This window comes from Pseudomonas sp. FP603 (genome assembly GCF_030687415.1).
GTDB classification, from domain to species: Bacteria; Pseudomonadota; Gammaproteobacteria; order Pseudomonadales; family Pseudomonadaceae; genus Aquipseudomonas; species Aquipseudomonas wuhanensis.
In genome coordinates, this window is the sequence record NZ_CP117431.1 from 5,380,505 (window position 1) to 5,402,497 (window position 21,993).

A 21,993-nucleotide genomic window follows, 5' to 3' on the forward strand; every position below is an offset into this window, starting at 1 on the left:
CTCAGGGCTTCCCGTTGCTGCGCAGTAGCTTGTTGGGGATGTGGTACATGTTTCTGACCACCACAGAAAACGCCTTGACCGCCAGCTTCGGACGCCGGGCGATCGCCTCCAGGGCTTCCTCGGTCATCGTCAGGACATGCCGAAGCGCGTCGGGGGTGATGTTCAACGGCGGGTAAAACCGCAGAACCGGGTGCTTGGCCTTTTCATTCATGGAATGCCCGGCATGCACGCCACGCTTGCCCAATTCCATGCTCATCAGCGCTTCGTAGACCGAGCCGCGCAAGCGCAAACCGGTCATCAAGCCCACACCGGGCACATCCTCGACAATCTGCGGATAACGCTGGGCCAACCGTTGCAGGCCATGGCGCAGCAAGCCGCCATTGATCCGCGATTGCTCGACCAGGTTGTTCTGCTCGATGTAATCGATCGCGGCCAGCGCCGAGGCGCACGCCACCGGATGCCCGCCATTGGTCCGTTGGTCAGGCTCGGTCTCGCTCAGCGGGTATTGCGTGGCCAGTCGCTGGCTGTACATCGCGCAGGCAAACGAGGTGTAGCCGCCCGTCAGGCCTTTGGAGAGGATCATGATGTCTGGCACGACGTCGTCGTACTGCACGGCGAACCACTTGCCACAGCGGCCGAAACCTGTCTGGATTTCGTCGGCCACCAACAAGGTCTCGGTGGCATCGCACAGCGCGCGGATATTGGCCATGTAACCCACGGGCGGAACCTGCAAGTGAGCGCCCCCCAGAATCGGCTCGACATACACCGCACGCACACCCTCGCCAACCGCTCTCTGCAAGGCGGCGAAGTCACCGTACGGCACATAAGTCACTTCCGAGGCTGCGGTGCCATAGCTGCGATGGTGCTGTTTCTGCCCCAGAATGCTCATCGCCGCCAGCGTTTTGCCATGATAGGAATCGTTCATGACCACGATTCCGCGCCGGTGCTGCTGCACCTTGAGCACATAACGCATGCTCTGCTCGATGGCTTCGGCGCCCGAGACCATGAACTGCACATCCCCCCAATCACCCGGCACCAGATCCCGAAGACGCTCGGACAATGCGCCTTGCAGCGGATGCACCCGACCTTCCGGGACCCAGGCCATCTGGTTCAACTGGGTCTGCACCTGCTCACGCACCATCGGATTGCGATGACCGACGATAAACACCCCATAGCTGCATGCGCAGTCGATAAAGCGCTTGCCGGCATGGTCGGTGACATAGATGCCATCGGTTTCCTTTTCGACGCTGGTTTTACCCAAGCGATAGAGCTTGGCCGCCGAGGCACTCCAATGCCGCTGGCAATCATCCAGCAGTTGTTCATGCGATAGGGATAAGGACATGGATTAAAGTCTCCTTGATGATCCGGGATGCGTGCTGGATGTGTTCGGCTCGTGCGGTGATCGGGCAACGCAGAATCAACTCGCGGCCACGGGGTGCACTGACATAGACGCCACGCTGATAAAGCTCCTCGCACAATTCGGCGGGATTGAGGTCGGCTGGCAGCGGCAGGCTGACCCAGGCACCGCAGGCGACAGCACCGAATGAGGCGAGCTCCTGCGCCAGGATCTTGCCGTTAGTGAGGCACTGTGTGGGCAAGTCGTGTGCCTGCACATAATCAAGTGCCGCCATGGCGGCCACACAGGCCATCGGGTTGCCGGCGGTGGTGCTGCCATGTTTCGCCGGGCTGCTGCGACCATAGACCTGATACGCCATCTGTTCGCTGCAGGTATAGGTGCCGATGGGAATCGCGCTGCCGCCCAGCGGCCCGCCCAACACCACAATGTCCGGGGTATTGCGAAAACGCTGGAAACCGAACAGCGTGCCGAGGCTCCCCAGACAACTTTGCACATCGACCGCGATGACCGGCGCCGACTCCTTGGCCGCTGCGGCATACAAGTGATCGAGTAGCACCTGTTCTATCAGGCGCAGGCGACCGTTTTCATCCATCACGGTGCTGGTGTGGCAAACCGCGAAGCAATCATTCCAGTCCACCTTGTCCAGGTCACGGACATGCCTGATCGCCACAAGCTCGAAGCCCAGAAAGCGCTGCATCTCCAGATAGCTTTGCGGCGCGCTGAGGCAACGTCCGTAACTCAGCGAGCCAAAGTCGCCGCCCTCAACAACCACAATGGTCCTGCCCTTGGGCTTGAGGCCTTTGCACAGTTTCAAGGCGCCTTCGAATGCTTCATCGCCGGAGCTGCACACATAAGAGCTGACCAGCGGCTGCGGTAGCAACTCGGCCAAACGACGACACAAAGCGATCAGTGGGTCGGACATCAGCACCCGATTGGACAGCCCCATGATCTGCGCCTGAAGGTTGACCGCCTCGATCACCGCCGGCACCTGAAAACCAAACCCGCCGGCCAGATCGACTATCTGGCGACCGTCACCGTCGATATACGTCTCGTACTGACCAGAAATGATCTGTTTGTTATTGGTCTTCATAAATAGGTCTCAGCGGTAGCTCAGGGCGTTGAAGATACGGCGGCGCTCGTCAACGATGGCCTCACGGCCATGCATTACCCGACGGTTGTCGATCATCACCATGTCATGGTCACGCCAGCCGACGGGGTAGGTGTATTGCGCGGAAACCTCGGCGATTTCGTGCAGGAATTCGCCGGGAATGGGCAGCCCGGACGATGTATCGATCACTGGCACTTCATAGTTGAAGGACGGCCCGAGAATACTGTTGGCAAACGCCGGACGCTGGCTGAATTCGGAGACCAGAATCGCCGGGGTACTGAAGGCGTAGTGAATCGAATCATCAAGCGGATTGAAGGAGATCTGTGTCTGCGGATCGTCGCCGATGATTTGCATCAGATCTTCGATCCCGACCGCCGCCGGGTCCGAGAGCGCCGGCGAATAATGGCAGACCAGCCGACGCCATTTGTCGCCGACAACGGTGCGGCTGTAACGAATCGGGTTGTCTTCGAAAAATGTGCGGCAGGCGGATGAGAGCTTCGCCAGTACTTTCTCACCGTCGCACAGGGTGGTTTGCGAGCCAGTGTGCGGCGCTTCCTGGCAATAGAACCAGGTGATGTCCGGCCAGAACGGTGAGTTACCATTCTCGCAATGCAGACCAATCGCCTGACGGCCCGCATCCACCAACTGCGCGGCGCCGCCGACCATGACCCGAGCCGGGTCGAGGCTCAGCCGCGAACTGTTCTGCTTCACATAGGCGCTGAAATCCTCGGCATTGTGGATGCAGTTACGCAACAGGACGACGCCGTAATGCCCCAGCAACTCGTACAGCTCGGCCTTGCCCAGGCTGGCGAAATGGCGCGGTTCAATAATGGATACGTCGGGGTTTTCACAGTGATAGGCAGGTGTGTTCATCAGATGCATTCCCTTGCAGATTGGCGAAAACAGTAGCGATGTCGGCGCGTTTTGGACGGCCGGTGACGGTGTAGAGTTGCTCGAGCAATGGATCGTCCTTGGTCAGCAACCACAGGCGACTCGGGCGCTCGATGTCGGAAAAGCGCCGCGCTGACCAGCTGGCCAGCTCATCGCGATCCGGTGCCGATTCAACACACAACAACGCCACCAGACCCTGGGCCTCATCGAAAAACACAGCGGCATCGCGCACACCGGGGAATTCGCGGTATTCCAACTCGACCTGTTCCGGGCTGACGTTGCGGCCATTGGGCAGGCAGATCACATTTTTCTTGCGACCGCGAACATAGAGATAGCCATCAGCATCCAGCTCTCCCAGATCCCCGGTGTCCATCCAGCCATCGTCGGACATCGAACAGGCGCTCGGGTCCTTGCCCGAGTAGCCGCTGAACAACGAGCTGCTCTTGACCTCAATAGTCTGGTCGGCCCCGATGCGCACCTGAACATGCGGCAACGGCCTGCCCACGCTACCCAAGCGTTGGTGCTGCAAGGTATTCATACTGACGACCGAGGCGTTCTCGGAGAGCCCGTAACCCTGGAACACCGGGATACCCTCCTCGGCGAGGGCATGCAGAATATCGATGCTGACGGCCGCGCCGCCGCAGGTGATATGCACCCCCGAATGCAGGTAACGAGACAGGCGCTCGCCCTGCGCGCCGCCTTGGGTCAATAGTTCGTGAAAGCGATTGAGCATCACCGGTGGCACCGTCAAGGCTGTCGGTTCGACCCGTAGGATCCACTCGATCAAACGCTGCGGCGACATCCCCGGTTCCCCCAGCAGTGCTTCGCCTTCAGGCAGGAAATGCACAATCCCGCCCGCCAGCAGCGGCAAATACGCGGCGGTCACTTGCTCCAGCAGCAGGCTCAATGGCACCAGTGACAGGTAGCTGCGATGGGCATCGACCGGCATCCATTGGCGCAGGGAAGCCAATACCGCCCCCACTGCCGCCGTGCTCAGACGCACGCCCTTGGGCCGGCTGGTCGTCCCCGAGGTGTGAATGATTTTGCAGATCCATGCGCTATCGCCGTCCGGCTCTCGCAACAACGGCTGCTCCAGGGCAGGTTCGCCGATACGTCTGAGGCGGTTGTCGGGAAAGTCGAGCATCCACCGCTCGGCCAGCGTCCGCTCGCCTGCGGCATCCACCAGAAACCCGTCACAACGCTCGGCAAGGTGCTCGGCCTGGGACTGACTGAACGCCAGCGGCAAAGGCAGTGCGGTAATTCCGGCAAACAGACAAGCCAGATCGGCAATCAACCAGTCGCTGCTGTTACGCGTCGCAATTCCCAGCACCACGTGGTCGCCATGAGCCGCCGTGTCGAAACGTCGCTGCAGTTCCGCTGCCAGATTCAGCGCGCGGGACTCCAGCTCGCCATAGGTCATGACAGCGGCGTGTTCCAGGCCGGTCGGAGCACAATCGATCGCGCAGACCTTCTGACGATTGACCTGCAACGCAAGCCGTAGGTCCGCAATGAATCGACCGCTCATGACTGCGCCCTCGCCGGCAAATTGTTCGGCAGCTGGGTGAACAAAGTACCGAGGGTCATAGCGGCGAATCGCGAACGTTTCGGGTCCACGCGGATAAAACCGGTGACGGGTAATTTCGAGTAGTAGGTACCCCAGTTCTTGCCACCATCGTCGGCCAGACGCTGAGGGTCCGCCGTAAGTAGTGGTTCGAAATCGATCTGGCAGCTTTCCATCATTTTCCGGACCCGGGGCGTAACGGTGCAGAGTAAATATTGAGCCCCCATGCACCAGGCCAACAACGGAACCATGTTGACCATGATCATTCCGGCCGTCAGATGATGAGAAATCAAACTGCCTATTTCGGCAATAACTGACCGATCAATCATCTTTTCAAAACGCTGGGACAGAATCGTTTCTATCGGTTGCGACAGGTATTGCTCCGAGAACAGTGTGCGGTCATCCGCAAAAGTTATACCGGCGCAAGAAAGAATCCGTTCCTCGCTGTCCTGGGTGACCGCAAAATACTGCGGGCTCGGTTCTACGGATGCCTTATAAGATCTGCGAAACTTTTCTTTCACAACTTCAGTCGCCTGCATCCATAACGGCGTTTGGCTTTCCGTGACTCGTACCAACACTTCGCCCTCCTATCCCTGCTCAGGGTTCTCTCTAAAGTGGAACGAGAATATATTGAGGAAATTTCCGACAGACTATTTAAAAAACCAATTGCGTGCACTAATATATAAATAAACAACCCTGTCACAAAACATGACGTACTGTGACACACATGGATTTTCACCGAGACGGACTTTATGCTTAATAGCAATCTGCTACGAAAACTGGATATGCAGGACCTTATGGTTTTCGTGGCTGTGTATGAACAAAGAAGCGTCACCGAGGTCTCCGAAACCCTTTGCGTCAGCCAGTCCACGGTGAGTTACTGCTTGAAAAAACTGCGCACGAGTTTCGACGACGAACTCTTCATCAATACCCGCAACGGGATGTGGCCAACACACAAAGCTGCCACGATGTACAGTCATGTTCTCAAGATCTTGAAAACCATAAACATATGCCACTCCGGACTGCACTCCTTCGACCCCGCACAAAAAGAGATAACCTTTAACATTTGCGCACCCGAATACTTTGAACTTCTTATCCTCCCTAACTTGCTAAAGCGTTTTATCGGCAGTAGCTTTCCGGTTATTGTAAACATCCAGAAATTCCACAGAGACATCCCGAACGATGAACTTATAGACGGCCGTTTTGATCTGGTCATTTGTTTCGGCCCAAACTTCCATCGCAGCGCTAAAAACTTGAAATCACAAGTACTGCTGGAAGATGACCTGGTCTGCGTCGTCGATAAAGACTTCGCGCCGCCAGAGGGCGAGTTCAGCCTGGACACCTTTGTCGCGCGCCAGCACATCTTTCCGACTCCCTGGACTTCAGACACCAATATGGTGGATGGCTGGCTCAGCAAATGGGACTACACCCGCCAAATTGTTGCACGGGCCAATAGTTACGTTGCAGCACTCAACATGATCCCCGGGACCGACTTTGTTCTCACTCTGCCTCGACGCATTCAGATGCTGATCAGTAATGAAGCCAGGTTCAGCCATTGCAAACCGCCAACGGGTTTACCGAACTTCACACTGGACATGTTGTGGAACGAGAAACCAGGTCAAGACAGCGCCAACAACTGGTTTCGCGAACAGATAGTCAGCGTGTGTGCACAAGACGGCTTACTGTAATCAGACTTATTAACCTATAACCTCACACCGACCACAGCCAAGTGTCTGGGCGTAACTTCAGCGCTTGGCCCGCGGGCAGTCCGCGCTGATCCAGAAATTCCCGGAAAGCCCCTCCAGACCCGAACGCGCCGGGCGATATCGCAGGCGATTGAATGCACAGGTCGTGTTACCTACACGTTGTGTCCCACATCTGACAATGAAGCTTCCTACAAGGCATTCTCCTGGCACTATCGTTCCGTTATCCTTCTATGGATAGGTTGTGCTCAAAACAGGACAGGGAGTTCGTCGAGATGGGTCAGATGCTTAACAGCAATTTACTTAGAAAGCTCGATATGCAGGACCTCATGGTGTTCGTCGCCGTGTATGAACAAAGCAGCGTCACCGCCGTCTCCGAAACCCTCGGGGTCAGCCAGTCCACCGTCAGCTATTCGCTGAAAAAGCTGCGTACCGGCTTCAAAGATGATTTGTTCATCAATACCCGATCAGGAATGCGTCCGACCTACAAAGCCACCACCATGCACGAGCATGTGCTGAAGATTCTGGAAGGCATCAACTTCTGCCATTCCGGAGCTCAAACCTTTGATCCGACTCTAAAAGCCGTCACCTTCAACATTGGCGCGTCGGAATACTTCGAACTGCTGGTACTGCCGCGGCTGCTGAGGAACTTCGACTTTGCCAACCTGCCGGTGATCATCAATGTGCAAAAACTCGATACCGCCCTACCCGTCGATGAATTGCGCGATGGCAGTCTCGATCTGGTGATCTGCTTCGGTCCCGACTTTCAGCACAGCCACGCGAACTTCAAATCCCGGAGGCTGATTGAAGATGAAATGGTTTACGTCTTCGATAAACGCGCAACCCCGCCGCAATCGCGCCCAAGTTTGCGATCGTTCGTTGAACATCGTCACGTGCTCCCCCCACACAGGACCTTCGACCCCCACACGGTCGATCACAAACGACAACTTATCGCCCGATCCAACAGCTACAGGGCAGCCCTCAAGATGATCACCGGCACCGACCTCATCCTGACGCTACCGCGGCGCATTCAAAGGCTGCTGGCCAATGACGCGGTATTCAGTCATTGCGAAGCACCGAATGGCTTGCCAGGATTTACCCTCGACATGCAATGGAGCGAAGCCTGCGATCAGGACAGCGCCAATACCTGGCTTCGCGAGCAAGTGGTCAAAGCCTGCGTCAAGCAGGAAATGGCCTGAAACTCAGTGGCCAATGGCAGTCTTGGTGTAGGACTCTCGATCGATATCGAGGATTTCAACACACAGCTGGACCTCAACCCCCGCCGGCCACTCACACACATCCTGCACCACGGCCAGCAGGCTTTCAGACAACTGCTTTTTGATCTCCGGCGAACGACCGCTCAACAGCGCCAGCTTCACATGCACGAACGCCCGCTCGCCCAGTGCCGTGCCCACCCTGAAAGTCTCGACCTTCACTGCACGAGCCTTGATATCGAACTCAGCACCAAACTGGCCGGACGCCACCAACGCGTTGTTGAGTCGCATCAACGCCACATCGGCATTCAATTCGGGCAAATTGGCGGTGTATTCCATGTGCAGGTGGGGCATGACAGGGCTCCTGATGATTGGCAGAAAGGTCGTACATATAACACAGCGCCGCCCTACTCACTGGGACGGCGGAAGAATCGCACGCTCACTCATGAACGCCTCCAGACGCGAACGCAGCCAGCGTTCGGCCGGATCGCTGTCGACATGACTGAGCCAGACCATGGACAAGTCCAGGGTTGGCGTCTTGAACGGAAACGGCTCCTTGAACAGTTGGCCGGACGCGGCCATCGCTTCGGCCGTGTAATCCGGCAGGCTGGCGATCAGATCGGTGCCGGCGAGCAAGGCCGGCAATGAGCTGTATTGCGGCACCGAGAGCACCACTTGACGAGTGCGGCCGATTTCCGCCAGCCACTCATCGGCGTAGCCACTGACATTGGCGGTGTGAGACACCAGCACGTGCGGCCGCGAGCAATATTCATCGAGGGTCAGCGGTGTGTCCGATGCGTCTGCACGCAAAATACTGGGCTGGATGTGTCGCAGCAATTTGCGCTTGGCGTTGGCTGGCAGGCCGCGGGTCTGGCTGATACCAACGGTGATATCGCCGGATGCCAGCAGGTCGGGAATCCGCCAGTAGTCAACATGCTGGACCACGAACACCACCTTCGGAGCTTCCTGACGCAAGGCGCGCAGCAACGGTGGTAACAGGCCGAACTCGACATCGTCCGACAGCCCGATGCGAAACGTCATGGTGCTGCTGAGCGGATCGAAATCATGGGTCAGGCTCAAAGCCACCGACAGCGAATCCAGCGCCGGTGACAGGTGCTGAATAATCTCCTCGGCCCGCGCCGTCGGCTCCATGCGATGGCCGACCCGAATGAACAGCGGATCATTGAACATCGTCCGCAAGCGGTTCAGCGCCGCACTGATGGTCGGCTGACCGAGGAACAGCTTCTCCGCCACCCGTGTGACGTTGCGTTCGAGCATCAATGTCTCGAACACCACCATCAGATTGATGTCGGCCTTGCGCAGTTCGTTGCGATTCATCCCTTGCACCCCGGTCCCCAAGACTGGGCGACAGTTTAGGGAGGTGTCGTAATCGGCGTCTATGCAGGCTGGCAAATGACCTGATCCATAAAAACAGGGAGCCTGAAAAAACGAAGCTGCTCTGACTGAGCAGCTTCACCGCCCTGGAGCTTATATTTCCTTGACCGGGGTCTGATCATGAGTCCCTTTGATCAAGCTGATGGCGTGCACGCAATCAGACTTGTTGACGTAAGCCTCCCCACTGGCAATCGTTTCATGATTCCCCGCCCGCAAACGCCAGCGCCATTGGCCCTTGCCGGTTTGTGCGATACCACGGGTTTGCCTGTAAATCTCAAAATACATTGATCGCTCCTTGCGACTGCTGATTACGACAGATCAGTGACCTGCGAAACCAGAGTAGATGAGGAATTTTTGAGGCAATGTCTTTCAATGTGAACGGATATTTCGAAGAAAGAACCTTGATTCGCGGCAGGACCAATGGATACGGGAGGCGGTAATTAAAGAGACTCGGCGGAGTCAGTTTTCCCGTAAATATGCATATTTTTCTTACGCTGTTGGCCTGATTTATCTGACACCAAAAACTTGGGGCAAATGGCCCAACGGAAAAAGCTGCGCAAACGAAAAAGCCCCGTAGCTTATTCAGCTACGGGGCTTTTTCTATGTAATGGCGGAGAGATAGGGATTCGAACCCTAGGTACCGGTGAAGGTACAACGGATTTCGAATCCGTCCCATTCGGCCACTCTGGCATCTCTCCAACGGCGCGCATCATAACAACACTTTTGCCGGAAGCGAACCCCCTAAGCGAAATTTTTCCGTGCTATCAGATGCTTGCGTCGATTACAGCGGTACGCCCAGACGATTGGCGACTTCTTCGTAGGCTTCGATGACGTCACCGAGGCCCTGACGGAAGCGGTCCTTGTCCATTTTCTTGCCGGTGGCCTTGTCCCACAGACGGCAGCCGTCCGGGCTGAATTCGTCGCCCAGGACGATGGTGCCGTCGGAGAAAACGCCGAATTCGAGCTTGAAGTCGACCAGCAGCAGGCCGGCGTCGTCGAACAGTTTGCTCAGGACTTCATTGACCTTGAGCGACAGTTCTTTCATGCGAACCAGTTGCTCGGCAGTGCCCCAACCGAATGCCACGACGTGGGATTCGTTGATGAACGGGTCGCCCTTGGCGTCGTCCTTCAGGAACAGTTCGAAGGTGTAAGGGTTGAGCTTCATACCCTCTTCCACGCCCAGGCGCTTGACCAGGCTGCCGGCGGCGTAGTTACGCACGACGCACTCGACCGGGATCATGTCGAGTTTCTTCACCAGGCATTCGTTGTCGCCCAGCAGTTTGTCGAATTGAGTCGGCACGCCGGCTGCTTCGAGCTTCTGCATGATGAAGGCGTTGAACTTGTTGTTCACCATGCCTTTGCGGTCGAGCTGCTCAATGCGCTTGCCGTCGAACGCCGAAGTGTCGTTGCGAAACAGCAGGATCAAGCGGTCAGCGTCGTCGGTCTTGTAAACCGATTTGGCTTTGCCGCGGTAGAGTTCTTCACGTTTTTCCATGATGGGCTCCGCTTGCTAAGTAGGTGGGCTAGGCGATGTGTCGCCAGTCGAGCCCTGAATCTTGATCGGCCAGTTGCAGCCAGTCCGGGTCGCACCCGAGGGTGTCGACAAAACATTGCCGGGCCAGCTGCGGCAGGTTGTTCTTGCTGCTCAGATGGGCCAGGACCAGATGTTGCAGGCCTTGCCAGCCCAACTCGGCCACCAGGAATGCCGCCTGATGGTTGTTCAAATGTCCCAATTCGCCGCCCACCCGTTGCTTGAGAAAGTACGGGTAGTGACCGCGAGCCAGCATGTCACGGCAATGGTTAGCCTCGATCATCAACGCATCGAGGTCCCGATAGCCGTCCAGCACCTTGTTGCAGTATGAGCCCAGGTCGGTCAACAGGCCGAAACGCCGCTGACCGTCGCTGAAGACATACTGCGTCGGCTCCTGCGCATCATGGGCCACGGCAATGACGCCGATGCTCAGAGGGCCGATTTGCAGTTGCTCGCCGCCAGCCAGAAGGCCTGCGGGTTCAATCGGTTTGCGCATCCCGCGCAGGGTCCCGCGACTGAGGTAGACAGGCAGATTGTAACGCCGAGACAGCAAACCCACGCCATGCACGTGATCGGCATGTTCGTGGGTCACGAGTATCGCGCTCAGCTGCGAAGGGCTTACACCCAGTCGCAGCAGGCGTTTTTCGGTTTCCCGCAGGGAGAAACCACAATCCACCAGTACATACGTGTCATCGCTGGCTATCAGCGTGCCGTTCCCTTGGCTACCGCTGCCGAGAACGGCAAAACGCATGTGATCAGCCCAGGTTGTCCTGAATCACGCTCAACACTTTACGTGCCACGTCTGCGGGCGCCACGGTGTTGATGTTTTTCTCGACGGTGACTTGGACGTTCTCGCCAACCTTGCTCAGGCGAACCTGATAACGCTCGGCACGGGCTTCAACTTCTTCCTTGTCCGGCTTGCTGCCGAACAGACCGCTGAAGAAACCTGGCTTCTCGTCCTTTTTCTCGGCTTTTTCGGCGAGGTTGATGTAGTACAGGCCCAGGCTGCGGTTGATGTCTTCAACACGCCATTCGCCCTGTTCCAGCGCACGACCGACACTCGACCAGGCACGATCCAGGTCAGAACCGACGTTGAGCACCGGGTTACCACTACCGTCTTCGGTCAGGCTGACACGACTTGGCGTATCGAAATCACGAGAGGCCAGCATGGAGACCGAACCGCCCTTCTCCGAGGTGCGGCTCATGCTCGCGAGCATGTCGTCGACCAGTGCTGCGTCCAGGCTGGTGTTGACCGAACGATTGGTGAAATCCACATTGGCGGTGCTGCCGGCAGGACGCTCGGCGCTGACCACATAGACTTCACTGGTGTTGCGCTGCACGCCTGGTTCGATACGCACCCGCACACGGCTTTCACTGTCGGCGCCGACACCGGCTGCGCTCAGGCGCTTGGCCATTGCTGCGGACAGTTCGTCGGAATGCTGCCAGGTGGTGGTGAATTCGCCAGTTTGCGGGCGTTGCTCGTCCAGACGGAAACCGTTGTCCTGGAAAAACTGCACGGCCACGGGCCAGACTTCAGCCGGTGGGTGCTGGGCCATGACCCAACGCGAGTCGCCGCTCTTCTGCAGTGTATAGTCGCTGGCATCAGCCGCTGCCGACAGCGGCTGCGGACGAGGCACGATGTATTCGCCCTTGGCAGTGTCATCGGCCACGTTGCGCGGGATCGGCAACAGCGGATCCAGACGCTTGGCGGTGCTGACGTCCGGTGGCAGTTGCATCGGTGCAGTCTGTTGCGCTTCCAGGTAGTCACTACCACGGTCACGGAAATAACCTTCCGGGCCCCAGATCCATCCGCAGCCACTGGTGCTGGAGATAATCAAGGCAAGTGCGGAAAGTCCGGCCAATCGCTTCATGCGTAGTACTTCCTCAATTAAACCAGGACGCCGGACTGGCGCATGGCCTGCCGCAGCGGTTCGTGACAGGCAGCACTGAGCCAGGTGAGCGGCAGACGGATACCGTCCGGCATCAAGCCCATTTCATGCAGTGCCCATTTCACGGGGATAGGGTTGGATTCGATAAACAGGGTTTTATTGAGCGGCATCAGCTTTTCGTGGATCGCCCGGGCTTTGACGGCATCACCGGCCATGGCCGCGGCACACAACTCGCTCATGGCGCGCGGAGCGACGTTGGCGGTCACCGAAATATTACCCTTGCCGCCGAGCAGCATCAGCTCGACCGCGGTCGCATCGTCACCGGAATACACCAGGAAGTCGCTGCTCACGCCGGCCAGGATGTCCTTGGCGCGCTGCAGGTCGCCCGTGGCTTCCTTGATGCCGATGATGTTCTTCACGGTCGACAGACGGATTACGGTCTCGGCCAGCATGTCGCATGCGGTACGGCCCGGCACGTTGTAGAGAATCTGCGGGATGTCGACGGCTTCGGCGATTGCCTTGAAGTGCTGGTACAGGCCTTCTTGCGTCGGCTTGTTGTAATAGGGGGTTACCAGCAGGCACGCGTCGGCGCCGGCGTTCTTTGCATTGGTTGTCAGTTCGATCGCTTCGCGCGTCGAATTGGCGCCCGTACCGGCGATCACCGGAATACGCCCTGCAACCTGGGCAACCACGCGACGAATCACTTCGATGTGCTCGTTCACGTCAAGCGTGGCCGACTCACCTGTAGTGCCGACCGCCACGATGGCGTTGGTGCCCTCTTGCAGGTGGAAGTCCACCAGTTTGCTCAGGCTGTCCCAGTCGAGACGACCCTGTGCATCCATGGGTGTGACCAGTGCCACCATACTGCCCGCAATCATGCAACCGCTCCTGCCGGAAAAAGAGAGCGGTAATGGTACTGGCGCCAAGATGCTTGTACAAGCGAAGTACTGCGCTGCTGCCATTCCCCTTGGCGCTGCTTTTCGCTACCCTTCAGACTTTGATCGGTACTGATAAGCTCGTACGCCGCGTTCCAGCCTCCATTTTCGGCATCACAAGCCCCGATCCAGCGTTGCTACCCCTCGCTCTTGCCATACTGGAGCACGTTGCAACCTTCGGCCGGGTTTTCTGAATTCGCATCCGCAGGCTCGTCCCGGCAAAAAAAGCCCATAAAAGTATCGACCGCTCATCGCTTTAGGAATGCTGCATGTCCACCCCCACAGTTCGCGAACAATTCCTTGTAATCAGTGCCCTCGGCGCCAACCCCATGGAGCTGACTAACGTCCTGTGCCGCGCCAGCCATGAAAACCGCTGCGCCGTGGTCACCTCTCGCCTGACGCGTCACGGCGAATGCAGTGCGCTGATCCTCGAGATCTCCGGCAGCTGGGACGCCCTGGCGCGTCTCGAAGGCAGCCTGCCAGTGCTGGCCAAACGGCACGCCTTCACCGTTAACGTGATCCGCAGCGCTGCCCTGGAGAACCGCCCCCAGGCCCTGCCGTACGTTGCCTATGTCAGCTCGGCCTACCGCCCGGACATCATCAACGAGCTGTGCCAGTTCTTCATGGATCACAACGTCGAGCTGGAGAACCTGACCTGCGACACCTATCAGGCCCCGCAGACCGGCGGCACCATGCTTAACGCCACGTTCACCGTGACCTTGCCGGCCGGCACTCAGATCAGCTGGTTGCGTGACCAGTTCCTGGATTTCGCCGACGCCATGAACCTGGACGCACTGATTGAACCGTGGCGCCCACAAAACCCAATGTAAGGAAGCTTTCATGGCCGTAGCCATCGACCAACCGGTTGCCGACTTCGAAGCACCCGCCACCAGCGGGCAATCCGTCAGCCTCGCGGGCCTCAAAGGCAAGCAAGTGGTGATTTACTTCTATCCGAAGGACAGCACGCCGGGCTGCACCACCCAAGGTCAGGGTTTTCGTGATCAGCTTGACGCCTTTAAGGCCGCCAACACGGAAGTCTTCGGCGTGTCTCGCGACAGCCTGAAATCCCACGAAAACTTCAAGGCCAAGCAGGAGTTCACCTTCGAGTTGATCAGTGACAAAGAAGAAGCGCTGTGCCAGCTATTCGACGTGATCAAACTGAAAAAGCTCTACGGCAAGGAATATATGGGCGTTGATCGCAGCACGTTCCTGATCGACAAGAACGGCGTGTTGCGTCAGGAATGGCGCGGCGTGAAGGTACCGGGGCATGTGGATGCGGTTTTGGCTGCTGCTCAGGCGCTGAACAAGGCCTGATTATTTGGGCGTCTGTTCGGACGCCTTCGCGGGCAAGCCTCGCGCCTACAGGCCAGCGGCGTTCCACAAGACCTGTAGGATCGAGGCTTGCCCGCGAAGAGGCCCTCAAGGCTGACAATTAAAGCAGCGGCGCCACCATTGGCTCTTTGCGCGGCCAGGCATCCAGCACGGCCTTGAACAGCGTCGCCAGTGGAATCGCAAAGAACACGCCCCAAAAGCCCCACAACCCGCCAAACAACAGCACCGCGCAAATGATCGCCACCGGGTGCAGGTTGACCGCTTCCGAGAACAGCAGCGGCACCAGCACGTTGCCGTCCAGTGTCTGGATGATCCCGTAGACCGCCATCAAATAGATGAACTGATCGCTCCAACCCCATTGGAACAGTGCGATCAGCAGCACCGGCACGGTCACCACCACCGCCCCGACGTACGGCACCACCACCGACACACCCACCAGCAACGCCAGCAACGCTGAATAGTTAAGCCCCAGCGCCACAAATGCGATGTAAGTCACGCCACCGCAAATGAAAATTTCGATGACCTTGCCGCGAATATAATTGGCGATCTGCCGGTTCATTTCCTGAGCGACCCGGGTGATCAGCGCCCGCTCGCGCGGCAGATAACCGCGCACCCACTGGCCGATCATCTCCCGATCCTTGAGAAAGAAGAACACCAGGATCGGCACCAACACCAGGTAGATCATGATGTTCACCAGCAACGGCAGACTCGACAGCGAGAATGTCAGCGCCCACTGACCGAACTTGCCGATCTCCCCCCGCGCCACTTCGATCGCCTGCAGCACTTGCTCATCCGACACCAGGTGCGGATAGCGCTCGGGCAGCAGCAACAGCAGCGACTGCCACTTGGCGAGCATGCCGGGCAATTCGTTGAACAACGTGATCAGTTGATGCCAGAGCAGTGGTACCACGATGATGATAAAGACCAGCAACAACCCCATGAATAACGCGAAAACCAGCCCCACCGCCGCGCCACCCGGCACGCGCAGGCGCTCGAGAGTCACCACCAGCCCCTGCATCAGATACGCCAGCACCATACCGGCCAATACTGGCGCGAGCATTCCCCCCAGGGTGAGCACCGCGGTAAATGCCAGAAACAGCAGCACCGCCAGCACCACGGCTTCTTCGTCCGAGAAATAGCGCTGAATCCAGTCGCGTAACACTTTGAACATCAATAATCCTTAGAAATGAACGCAGCAGATTTCAGGCTTTTTTCAACCAATAGCGGTAAACGCCCGCCTCATCTTCTTCACGAAGCAGCGTATGACCGGCCAATCGGGCAAAGGTGCGGAAGTCGCGCTGGGAACCTGCATCGGTAGCGATCACCTTGAGTACCGCTCCGCTGGCCAGTCGGTTGAGTTCCAGTTTGGCTTTGAGCAAGGGCAACGGGCAATTCAGACCGCTGGCGTCCAGTTCGGCGTCGTGGGTTACAGCGTCAGTCATCGAATCACTCCGGGGCAGGGGGTTAAGCCGCTTAGAATATCTGGTCCCAAGCGTAGTGTCCGGCTACAGTAAGGTCTTTGTCGACTAAGGCTTTGTGCATGACTTTTTTGCGCCCTACCCTGCTGACGCTCGCTTGCCTGCTCGCCTCACCGGGCTTCGCCGACGACTTGCCGTCACTCGGTGACGCCAGTTCTGCCATCGTCTCGCCGCAACAGGAACACCAACTGGGCCGTGCATGGCTGGCACTGTTGCGCAGCCAGGTGTCGCAGCTCAACGATCCGCAACTCAAGGATTACGTCGAGTCCAGCGTCTACCGACTGGTGGAAACCAGCCAGGTCAATGACCGGCGCCTGGAGTTCATCCTGATCAACAGTCCGCAGCTCAACGCCTTTGCCGCGCCGGGCGGGATCGTCGGCGTCAACGGTGGCTTGTTCCTCAATGCCCAGACCGAGGGCGAGTATGCCTCGGTACTGGCCCACGAACTGGCTCACTTGTCGCAGCGTCACTTTGCCCGCGGTGTCGAAGCGTCGCAACGCATGCAAGTGCCCATGATGGCAGCCCTGCTGGCCGGGATCGTAATTGCCGCGGCCGGGGCAGGCGATGCCGGGATTGCGGCCATTGCCGGTACTCAGGCAGCGGCGATTCAGGAACAACGACGCTTCTCGCGCCAGAACGAACAGGAAGCCGACCGTATCGGCATCATGAATCTGGAAAAGGCCGGTTACGATCCACGCTCGATGCCGTCCATGTTCGAACGGCTGATGCGCCAGTACCGCTTCGATGCCAAGCCACCGGAGTTCCTGCTGACTCACCCGGTAACCGAATCGCGGATCGCCGACACCCGCAACCGCGCCGAACAGGCCAAACCGGGCGGCATCGAAGACAGCATGCGTTACCAGCTGATTCGGGCACGCGTGCAGTTGATCTATGAAGAAACCCCTGGCCTGGGCGCCAAGCGCTTTCGGGCTCAACTCGATGAAAACCCGAAAAACGACGTGGCGCGCTACGGCCTGGCGATCGCCCAGATCAAAGGCGGCCAGCTGAATGAGGCTCGCGAGAACCTCAAGCTGCTGCTGGCCAAATCGCCGAACGAGATCATCTACAACCTGGCGCAAGTCGATCTGGACATCACCAATAATCGTCTGCCCGATGCTCAATCAAGGGTCGACCGGATGCTCACTCAATATCCCGGCAACTACCCGCTGAATCAGGTGCGTGTCGACCTGCTGCTCAAGCAGAATCGAGCAGCCGATGCGGAAAAAGCGCTGGAGAACCTGCTCAAGAGCCGCCCTGATGATCCGGACGTCTGGTATATGGTGGCCGAGACTCGTGGCCTGTCGGGCAACATCATCGGCCTGCATCAGGCTCGCGCGGAGTACTTTGCGCTGGTCGGCGACTATCGCCAGGCGATCCAGCAACTGGACTTCGCCAAGCGCAAGGCTGGCAGCAACTTCCCGTTGTCATCGCGGATCGATGCGCGGCAACGTGAGCTGATGGAGCAGGAGCGCATGGTCAAGGACATGATGGGCTGACCGTTTCAGAACAAAAGCTCAGAAACAAAGCTCAGAAACAAAAAAACCAGGTACAAAAAAACCGCCTCTTTCGAGGCGGTTTTTTATTCAGCCGACAACCGGTTTATTCAGCCAGTTTGAAGGTGATGAAGCTGGCGCGACCTTGACGTAGAACCCGCATCGACACCGAGCGGTTCTTCGGCAGCGCCTTGGCAATGTCCGTGAACTCCTTGGAAGAGCCGATCGCCTGGTTGTTCAGGTGAGTGATCACATCGCCCGGCTGCAAACCGATCAGGGCAGCAGGACCGTCCTGAACTTCCTTGATCACCACACCACCTTTGAGGTCGTAGGCTTTCTTCTGTTCATCCGTCAATTCCGCCACGGAAACGCCCAGGCGATTGCTGCTGCGCTCGACACTGGATTTAGGCAGGGCTTCCAGCTCTTTGCCTTCTTCAGGGATAGCGCCGACGGTCAGCTCGACGTTCTTGCGTTTGCCTTCGCGGATCACTTCTAGATCGGCTTTCGAGCCAGCCTTCAACGCGCCCACCAGGTGCGGCAGATCGGCGGACATGACGATTGGTTGACCGTTCATGCTCAGGATCACGTCGCCCACTTGCAGGCCACCCTTGGCAGCCGGACCGTCATCCTGGATCTGAGCCACCAGCGCACCGGCCGGCTTCTCGAGACCGAACGACTCGGCCAGATCCTTGCTCACCTCCTGGATCACCACACCCAACCAGCCACGACTGACCTTACCGCCGCTTTTCAGCTGATTGGAAACATCCAACGCGACATCGATAGGGATTGCGAACGACACGCCCATGAAACCGCCGGAGCGAGTGTAGATCTGCGAGTTGATGCCGACCACTTCACCGGCCAGGTTGAACAGCGGACCACCAGAGTTACCCGGGTTGATCGCCACGTCGGTCTGGATGAATGGCACATAATTTTCGTTCGGCAGACTTCGACCGATGGCACTGACGATGCCTTGAGTCACGGTGTGATCAAAGCCGAACGGCGAGCCGATGGCCACAACCCACTGACCGGGTTTCAGATCTCGCGATTTGCCAAGTTTCAGGACCGGCAGATCCTTGCCTTCAATTTTCAGCAAGGCGACGTCGGAACGCTGATCGGTACCGATCAGCTTGGCTTTCAACTCACTGCGATCGGCGAGGCGCACGAGAATCTCGTCGGCGTCGGCAATCACATGGTTGTTGGTCAGGATGTAGCCGTCAGACGAAATGATGAAACCCGAACCCAGGGATTGCGCTTCGCGCTGGCGATCGCCACGAGGCGAGCGTGGCTGTTGCGGCATGCCACGCTCGAAGAACTCGCGCAGCATCGGCGGCAAGCCTTCAAGGTCTGGCATTTGCTCACTGGACACTTTGCGGTCCGGCAACTTTTGGGTGGTACTGATGTTCACCACCGCGGGCGAGGCCTGCTCGACCAGTTGCGTGAAGTCAGGCAACTCGACCGCTTGCGCAGTGACCGCCTGACCGAGCACCAGCACGGTGGCAAAAACAGAGAGGTAAGACTTCAAGCGTGGTATCGACATACGGCTCCCGTTACGACGAGCATGGTTAAGCGATATGGAGCAAGGAACACCGGAAACGATACGCCGGTATTTTTGTTCCGGGAACAACAAACAAGGCCAGAGCCGAGGGAGCTCTGACCTATAAAAAAATTTCCGGATATTTGCAAATGAAAATGCTCGGCAAAACATTTCGAGACCTCAACGACTGGGCAGCCATCGCCGATCTCCCTCACCCTCCAGCCCCCGATTGATGAGCATGGCTAATCAGCTCACTGCTTGCTGGTAGCCGCGGCATCGTTGCGCATGGACAGCGCAATCCGTTCGGCGGTACCAATCGGTATTTCACCGACCACGGTCACCATTATTTCGCCTTGCGGAGTGGTCAAGCGACGGGAGACAGCGACTGTTGGCCCAAGCTGGGTACGCGTGTCGGTGACTGTTGCCCCGTTCAATGGCTCCAGGAACACCGAGAATCGGGCCAGACCGTCGTCGAACATCAGACTGTTGACCTGGACTTTGGTATCCGGATCCTTGTGAGAGCTACTGCTGGTCAGTTCGAAACCTGGCGGCAACCAGTCCGAATGCCAGACCTGCGCGGTCTTGACGGCGGACGCCTTGTCACTGTCGAGGTTAACGGGCTTGCAGTCAGAACCTGCCTGCAAATCGCTGTCGGAAGGCACCTCGGCAGTATCCAGCCGGGTGAACTGGAACCGCTCCAGCAGTTGCCCTTTGTCATTGAGCAACAATGACTTCAACGGCAAACCGGTTTCCTTGTCCAAATGCAGCTCAAAACCGTAGCGATGCTGATCGCGAGGCTTCAACGACACGATCACCGCCGAACGCCCGGCCACACGCGACTTGCCGATGACGGCAAGGTCGTACCAATTCTTTAGCTTTTGTGGATCGAGTGCACGAGCGGTGGAGTTGGGTGAGTCCCCCAGCCCTGCTATCAGGGTGCCGCTAACGCATTGAGTATGCCCATCAATGCGCACGACTTCCTGTGCCGAACCGTCGAGCTGGAGTAAACGCTCGCGGACCTTGCCATCCTGGACGCGATGCCAGATGTTATGGGTAGAGAAACTACCGTTACGCTCGTAGACGAAAGTACCGTGAAAGCTCTGCGTTTGCTCGGCCTGTCCCAGACGCTTCAGCCAGTCCTGGGCTTCATCGGCGTGGGCTGGAACAACAAACCAGCCACTGAGCAGAAGCGTAAGTAGAGGTATGGCGCGCATGATCCTCCTTAGCGGTTTTCCAGGCTTGCTGCACGAGCGTAAGGCAGAGCGCTCTCAGTACCTTTCAATGCAGCCTGTTGAGCATGTTGGCGCAAGTAACCTGGCAGACGCTGATCGTGCCAGCCTGGTTGGCCTTGCAATACGCCGTTGGCCATAGGGCCAGTGGCTTCCGAACTCTCATTGTAGCCTGCCAATACAGCGGGGCCCTTGACCTGAGGAGCGGTCAGACCCGGTTGGCTGGATTGCTGGGCCAACTCGACACCGGCGATCTCGTCTTGGTTGTACAGACGAACACCTGCCAGCACGGCAACGGTCACCGAAGCAGCGACTGCCAGACGACCCAGGCTGCGCCATGGACCGCGAGAGGCTTTTGCCGGTACGGCTTCGTCAGCCAGCGCAGCAGAGACTGCCGCAGCGATGTCCAGACGAGGAAGCAACAGGTCCTTGTGCATAACTGCCCGAGCGATCTGGTAACGAGCCCAGGTTTCGCGAGTTTCAACATCGTCGAAGGCATTCAACACCCGACGCAATTCCAATTCGTCCGCTTCGTTATCCATCACTGCGGACAGCGATTCCTGCAGGGCTTCACGACTCATGGCGTTCCTCTCTTGGCTGTCGCCGCTGTCTCAGTTTTCCTGCAACAACGGCTGCAGGGCTTTATCGATGGCCTCCCGGGCGCGGAAAATCCGGGAGCGCACGGTACCCACCGGACACTGCATGACGCTGGCAATGTCCTCGTAACTCAGACCATCGAATTCACGTAAAGTTAAAGCCGTACGCAAATCTTCTGGCAGTTGCTGAATGGTTCGATGGACGGTGCCTTCGATCTCATCCCGCAGCAATGCACGTTCTGGCGACTCGAGATCCTTGAGGCCATGATCGCCATCGTAGAACTCTGCATCCTCGGAACTGACATCGCTATCCGGCGGCCGACGGCCGCGTGAAACCAGATAGTTTTTCGCCGTGTTGATGGCGATACGGTAAAGCCACGTATAAAACGCGCTGTCTCCGCGAAAATTACCAAGTGCACGGTACGCCTTGATAAAGGCTTCCTGTGCGACATCCTGGGCTTCATGGGTGTCGTGCACGAAACGCACGATCAACCCGAGAATTTTGTGCTGGTATTTCAGCACTAGCAGATCGAAAGCTCGCTTGTCGCCGCGTTGAACGCGCTCGACCAGCTGCTGATCCTCTTCCTGGGTTAGCATGAACACTCCTCGATAAGCTCGAAGGAGGCTTGCATTACTGAACGACCAGACTTGCAAACATAGACTCGGGCTTTTCGCAAAAGTTCTCCCCCTCCAAGCAAGTTTCCTGCGGGCTCTGATTTGGCACGCACGAAAAGCGCAGCGCGGGAT

At 57.8% G+C, this 21,993-nt stretch carries 23 protein-coding genes and 1 tRNA gene; 5 read left to right on the plus strand and 19 right to left on the minus strand.

Annotation, left to right across the window (positions count from 1 at the left end):
• Nucleotide 1 precedes the first annotated feature (1 nt).
• From PSH65_RS24865 to PSH65_RS24885, 5 genes are read right to left on the minus strand one after another with little or no spacing between them, the layout of a single operon-like run.
• Nucleotides 2-1,342 (minus strand): aspartate aminotransferase family protein, encoded by a 1,341-nt coding sequence (locus PSH65_RS24865; RefSeq protein WP_305422951.1) that lies wholly within the window; start codon nt 1,340-1,342, stop codon nt 2-4.
• A complete protein-coding gene (locus tag PSH65_RS24870; protein WP_305422952.1) occupies nt 1,320-2,447 on the minus strand; it encodes an aminotransferase class III-fold pyridoxal phosphate-dependent enzyme in 1,128 nt (375 codons plus the stop codon). The genes PSH65_RS24865 and PSH65_RS24870 overlap by 23 nt, the downstream gene beginning before the upstream one ends.
• Nucleotides 2,448-2,456: 9 nt before the next feature.
• The gene (locus tag PSH65_RS24875) at nt 2,457-3,338 is read right to left on the minus strand and encodes a TauD/TfdA family dioxygenase (RefSeq protein WP_305422953.1); all 882 of its coding nucleotides are present in this window, start codon (nt 3,336-3,338) and stop codon (nt 2,457-2,459) included.
• The gene (locus PSH65_RS24880; protein ID WP_305422954.1) at nt 3,313-4,881 is read right to left on the minus strand and encodes an AMP-binding protein; all 1,569 of its coding nucleotides are present in this window, start codon (nt 4,879-4,881) and stop codon (nt 3,313-3,315) included. The genes PSH65_RS24875 and PSH65_RS24880 overlap by 26 nt, the downstream gene beginning before the upstream one ends.
• A complete protein-coding gene (locus tag PSH65_RS24885; protein ID WP_305422955.1) occupies nt 4,878-5,495 on the minus strand; it encodes a thermostable hemolysin in 618 nt (205 codons plus the stop codon). The genes PSH65_RS24880 and PSH65_RS24885 overlap by 4 nt, the downstream gene beginning before the upstream one ends.
• A gap of 174 nt (nt 5,496-5,669) precedes the next feature.
• Between PSH65_RS24885 and PSH65_RS24890 the strand changes: the two genes are divergently transcribed.
• Both PSH65_RS24890 and PSH65_RS24895 read left to right on the plus strand, forming a co-directional pair.
• Entirely contained in the window at nt 5,670-6,605 is a 936-nt protein-coding gene (locus PSH65_RS24890) for a LysR family transcriptional regulator (protein ID WP_305422957.1), read from the plus strand.
• Nucleotides 6,606-6,904: 299 nt separating this feature from the next.
• The gene (locus tag PSH65_RS24895; protein WP_305427047.1) at nt 6,905-7,819 is read left to right on the plus strand and encodes a LysR family transcriptional regulator; all 915 of its coding nucleotides are present in this window, start codon (nt 6,905-6,907) and stop codon (nt 7,817-7,819) included.
• Nucleotides 7,820-7,822: 3 nt separating this feature from the next.
• On the opposite strand, the gene PSH65_RS24900 is transcribed toward PSH65_RS24895, so the two are convergent.
• From PSH65_RS24900 to dapA, 8 genes are all read right to left on the minus strand, one after another.
• The gene (locus tag PSH65_RS24900) at nt 7,823-8,188 is read right to left on the minus strand and encodes a 5-carboxymethyl-2-hydroxymuconate Delta-isomerase (protein ID WP_305422958.1); all 366 of its coding nucleotides are present in this window, start codon (nt 8,186-8,188) and stop codon (nt 7,823-7,825) included.
• 57 nt (nt 8,189-8,245) lie between these two features.
• Nucleotides 8,246-9,172, minus strand: a complete 927-nt coding sequence (locus tag PSH65_RS24905; protein WP_305422959.1) for a LysR family transcriptional regulator — start codon at nt 9,170-9,172, stop codon at nt 8,246-8,248.
• 150 nt (nt 9,173-9,322) lie between these two features.
• The gene (locus tag PSH65_RS24910) at nt 9,323-9,514 is read right to left on the minus strand and encodes a DUF1508 domain-containing protein (RefSeq protein ID WP_008074435.1); all 192 of its coding nucleotides are present in this window, start codon (nt 9,512-9,514) and stop codon (nt 9,323-9,325) included.
• 323 nt (nt 9,515-9,837) lie between these two features.
• A tRNA-Ser gene (locus PSH65_RS24915) sits at nt 9,838-9,927 on the minus strand.
• A gap of 83 nt (nt 9,928-10,010) precedes the next feature.
• Complete coding sequence (purC, locus tag PSH65_RS24920) at nt 10,011-10,724, minus strand: phosphoribosylaminoimidazolesuccinocarboxamide synthase (protein WP_095630959.1); 714 nt, start codon at nt 10,722-10,724, stop codon at nt 10,011-10,013.
• A 28-nt stretch (nt 10,725-10,752) separates the two neighbouring features.
• Nucleotides 10,753-11,511 (minus strand): MBL fold metallo-hydrolase, encoded by a 759-nt coding sequence (locus tag PSH65_RS24925; RefSeq protein WP_305422960.1) that lies wholly within the window; start codon nt 11,509-11,511, stop codon nt 10,753-10,755.
• A gap of 4 nt (nt 11,512-11,515) precedes the next feature.
• Nucleotides 11,516-12,631: an outer membrane protein assembly factor BamC gene (bamC, locus tag PSH65_RS24930; protein ID WP_305422962.1), complete on the minus strand. Its 1,116-nt coding sequence runs from the start codon at nt 12,629-12,631 to the stop codon at nt 11,516-11,518.
• Between the two features lie 17 nt (nt 12,632-12,648).
• Nucleotides 12,649-13,527, minus strand: coding sequence for a 4-hydroxy-tetrahydrodipicolinate synthase (gene dapA / locus PSH65_RS24935; RefSeq protein ID WP_048394063.1), 879 nt, complete (start codon nt 13,525-13,527; stop codon nt 12,649-12,651).
• A gap of 326 nt (nt 13,528-13,853) precedes the next feature.
• Here dapA and PSH65_RS24940 point away from each other — a divergent pair, with 326 nt between their 5' ends.
• Entirely contained in the window at nt 13,854-14,414 is a 561-nt protein-coding gene (locus PSH65_RS24940; RefSeq protein ID WP_030132651.1) for a glycine cleavage system protein R, read from the plus strand.
• A gap of 10 nt (nt 14,415-14,424) precedes the next feature.
• The gene (locus PSH65_RS24945; protein ID WP_305422965.1) at nt 14,425-14,898 is read left to right on the plus strand and encodes a peroxiredoxin; all 474 of its coding nucleotides are present in this window, start codon (nt 14,425-14,427) and stop codon (nt 14,896-14,898) included.
• A 118-nt stretch (nt 14,899-15,016) separates the two neighbouring features.
• Here PSH65_RS24945 and PSH65_RS24950 read toward each other — a convergent pair whose 3' ends face one another.
• Nucleotides 15,017-16,087 carry an AI-2E family transporter gene (locus PSH65_RS24950; protein WP_192344364.1) on the minus strand — a complete coding sequence of 357 codons (1,071 nt, stop codon included), beginning with the start codon at nt 16,085-16,087 and terminating at the stop codon, nt 15,017-15,019.
• 31 nt (nt 16,088-16,118) lie between these two features.
• A complete protein-coding gene (locus PSH65_RS24955) occupies nt 16,119-16,358 on the minus strand; it encodes a sulfurtransferase TusA family protein (RefSeq protein WP_007898654.1) in 240 nt (79 codons plus the stop codon).
• A 98-nt stretch (nt 16,359-16,456) separates the two neighbouring features.
• Here PSH65_RS24955 and PSH65_RS24960 point away from each other — a divergent pair, with 98 nt between their 5' ends.
• Nucleotides 16,457-17,890: a M48 family metalloprotease gene (locus PSH65_RS24960; protein WP_305422967.1), complete on the plus strand. Its 1,434-nt coding sequence runs from the start codon at nt 16,457-16,459 to the stop codon at nt 17,888-17,890.
• Between the two features lie 103 nt (nt 17,891-17,993).
• On the opposite strand, the gene PSH65_RS24965 is transcribed toward PSH65_RS24960, so the two are convergent.
• The 4 genes from PSH65_RS24965 to rpoE all read right to left on the minus strand — a co-directional run bounded on the left by PSH65_RS24965 (nt 17,994) and on the right by rpoE (nt 21,843).
• Entirely contained in the window at nt 17,994-19,424 is a 1,431-nt protein-coding gene (locus PSH65_RS24965) for a DegQ family serine endoprotease (RefSeq protein WP_305422968.1), read from the minus strand.
• 248 nt (nt 19,425-19,672) lie between these two features.
• Nucleotides 19,673-20,635 (minus strand): MucB/RseB C-terminal domain-containing protein, encoded by a 963-nt coding sequence (locus PSH65_RS24970; RefSeq protein WP_305422970.1) that lies wholly within the window; start codon nt 20,633-20,635, stop codon nt 19,673-19,675.
• Between the two features lie 8 nt (nt 20,636-20,643).
• The gene (locus tag PSH65_RS24975) at nt 20,644-21,231 is read right to left on the minus strand and encodes a sigma-E factor negative regulatory protein (RefSeq protein WP_253551525.1); all 588 of its coding nucleotides are present in this window, start codon (nt 21,229-21,231) and stop codon (nt 20,644-20,646) included.
• Between the two features lie 30 nt (nt 21,232-21,261).
• The gene (rpoE, locus tag PSH65_RS24980) at nt 21,262-21,843 is read right to left on the minus strand and encodes an RNA polymerase sigma factor RpoE (RefSeq protein ID WP_003172477.1); all 582 of its coding nucleotides are present in this window, start codon (nt 21,841-21,843) and stop codon (nt 21,262-21,264) included.
• Nucleotides 21,844-21,993: the final 150 nt, after the last annotated feature.

Excerpts from the sequence above, each read along its gene's own strand:
- rpoE (WP_003172477.1), bottom strand. The coding sequence starts at position 21,843 with ATGCTAACCCAGGAAGAGGATCAGCAGCTGGTCGAGCGCGTTCAACGC.
- PSH65_RS24910 (WP_008074435.1), bottom strand. The coding sequence starts at position 9,514 with ATGTATTTTGAGATTTACAGGCAAACCCGTGGTATCGCACAAACCGGC.
- PSH65_RS24890 (WP_305422957.1), top strand. The coding sequence starts at position 5,670 with ATGCTTAATAGCAATCTGCTACGAAAACTGGATATGCAGGACCTTATG.
- PSH65_RS24965 (WP_305422968.1), bottom strand. The coding sequence starts at position 19,424 with ATGTCGATACCACGCTTGAAGTCTTACCTCTCTGTTTTTGCCACCGTG.
- PSH65_RS24870 (WP_305422952.1), bottom strand. The coding sequence starts at position 2,447 with ATGAAGACCAATAACAAACAGATCATTTCTGGTCAGTACGAGACGTAT.
- bamC (WP_305422962.1), bottom strand. The coding sequence starts at position 12,631 with ATGAAGCGATTGGCCGGACTTTCCGCACTTGCCTTGATTATCTCCAGC.
- PSH65_RS24970 (WP_305422970.1), bottom strand. The coding sequence starts at position 20,635 with ATGCGCGCCATACCTCTACTTACGCTTCTGCTCAGTGGCTGGTTTGTT.
- PSH65_RS24895 (WP_305427047.1), top strand. The coding sequence starts at position 6,905 with ATGCTTAACAGCAATTTACTTAGAAAGCTCGATATGCAGGACCTCATG.
- PSH65_RS24880 (WP_305422954.1), bottom strand. The coding sequence starts at position 4,881 with ATGAGCGGTCGATTCATTGCGGACCTACGGCTTGCGTTGCAGGTCAAT.
- PSH65_RS24955 (WP_007898654.1), bottom strand. The coding sequence starts at position 16,358 with ATGACTGACGCTGTAACCCACGACGCCGAACTGGACGCCAGCGGTCTG.
- purC (WP_095630959.1), bottom strand. The coding sequence starts at position 10,724 with ATGGAAAAACGTGAAGAACTCTACCGCGGCAAAGCCAAATCGGTTTAC.
- PSH65_RS24960 (WP_305422967.1), top strand. The coding sequence starts at position 16,457 with ATGACTTTTTTGCGCCCTACCCTGCTGACGCTCGCTTGCCTGCTCGCC.
- PSH65_RS24865 (WP_305422951.1), bottom strand. The coding sequence starts at position 1,342 with ATGTCCTTATCCCTATCGCATGAACAACTGCTGGATGATTGCCAGCGG.
- PSH65_RS24975 (WP_253551525.1), bottom strand. The coding sequence starts at position 21,231 with ATGAGTCGTGAAGCCCTGCAGGAATCGCTGTCCGCAGTGATGGATAAC.
- dapA (WP_048394063.1), bottom strand. The coding sequence starts at position 13,527 with ATGATTGCGGGCAGTATGGTGGCACTGGTCACACCCATGGATGCACAG.
- PSH65_RS24905 (WP_305422959.1), bottom strand. The coding sequence starts at position 9,172 with ATGAATCGCAACGAACTGCGCAAGGCCGACATCAATCTGATGGTGGTG.
- PSH65_RS24875 (WP_305422953.1), bottom strand. The coding sequence starts at position 3,338 with ATGAACACACCTGCCTATCACTGTGAAAACCCCGACGTATCCATTATT.
- PSH65_RS24940 (WP_030132651.1), top strand. The coding sequence starts at position 13,854 with ATGTCCACCCCCACAGTTCGCGAACAATTCCTTGTAATCAGTGCCCTC.
- PSH65_RS24925 (WP_305422960.1), bottom strand. The coding sequence starts at position 11,511 with ATGCGTTTTGCCGTTCTCGGCAGCGGTAGCCAAGGGAACGGCACGCTG.
- PSH65_RS24945 (WP_305422965.1), top strand. The coding sequence starts at position 14,425 with ATGGCCGTAGCCATCGACCAACCGGTTGCCGACTTCGAAGCACCCGCC.
- PSH65_RS24950 (WP_192344364.1), bottom strand. The coding sequence starts at position 16,087 with ATGTTCAAAGTGTTACGCGACTGGATTCAGCGCTATTTCTCGGACGAA.
- PSH65_RS24900 (WP_305422958.1), bottom strand. The coding sequence starts at position 8,188 with ATGCCCCACCTGCACATGGAATACACCGCCAATTTGCCCGAATTGAAT.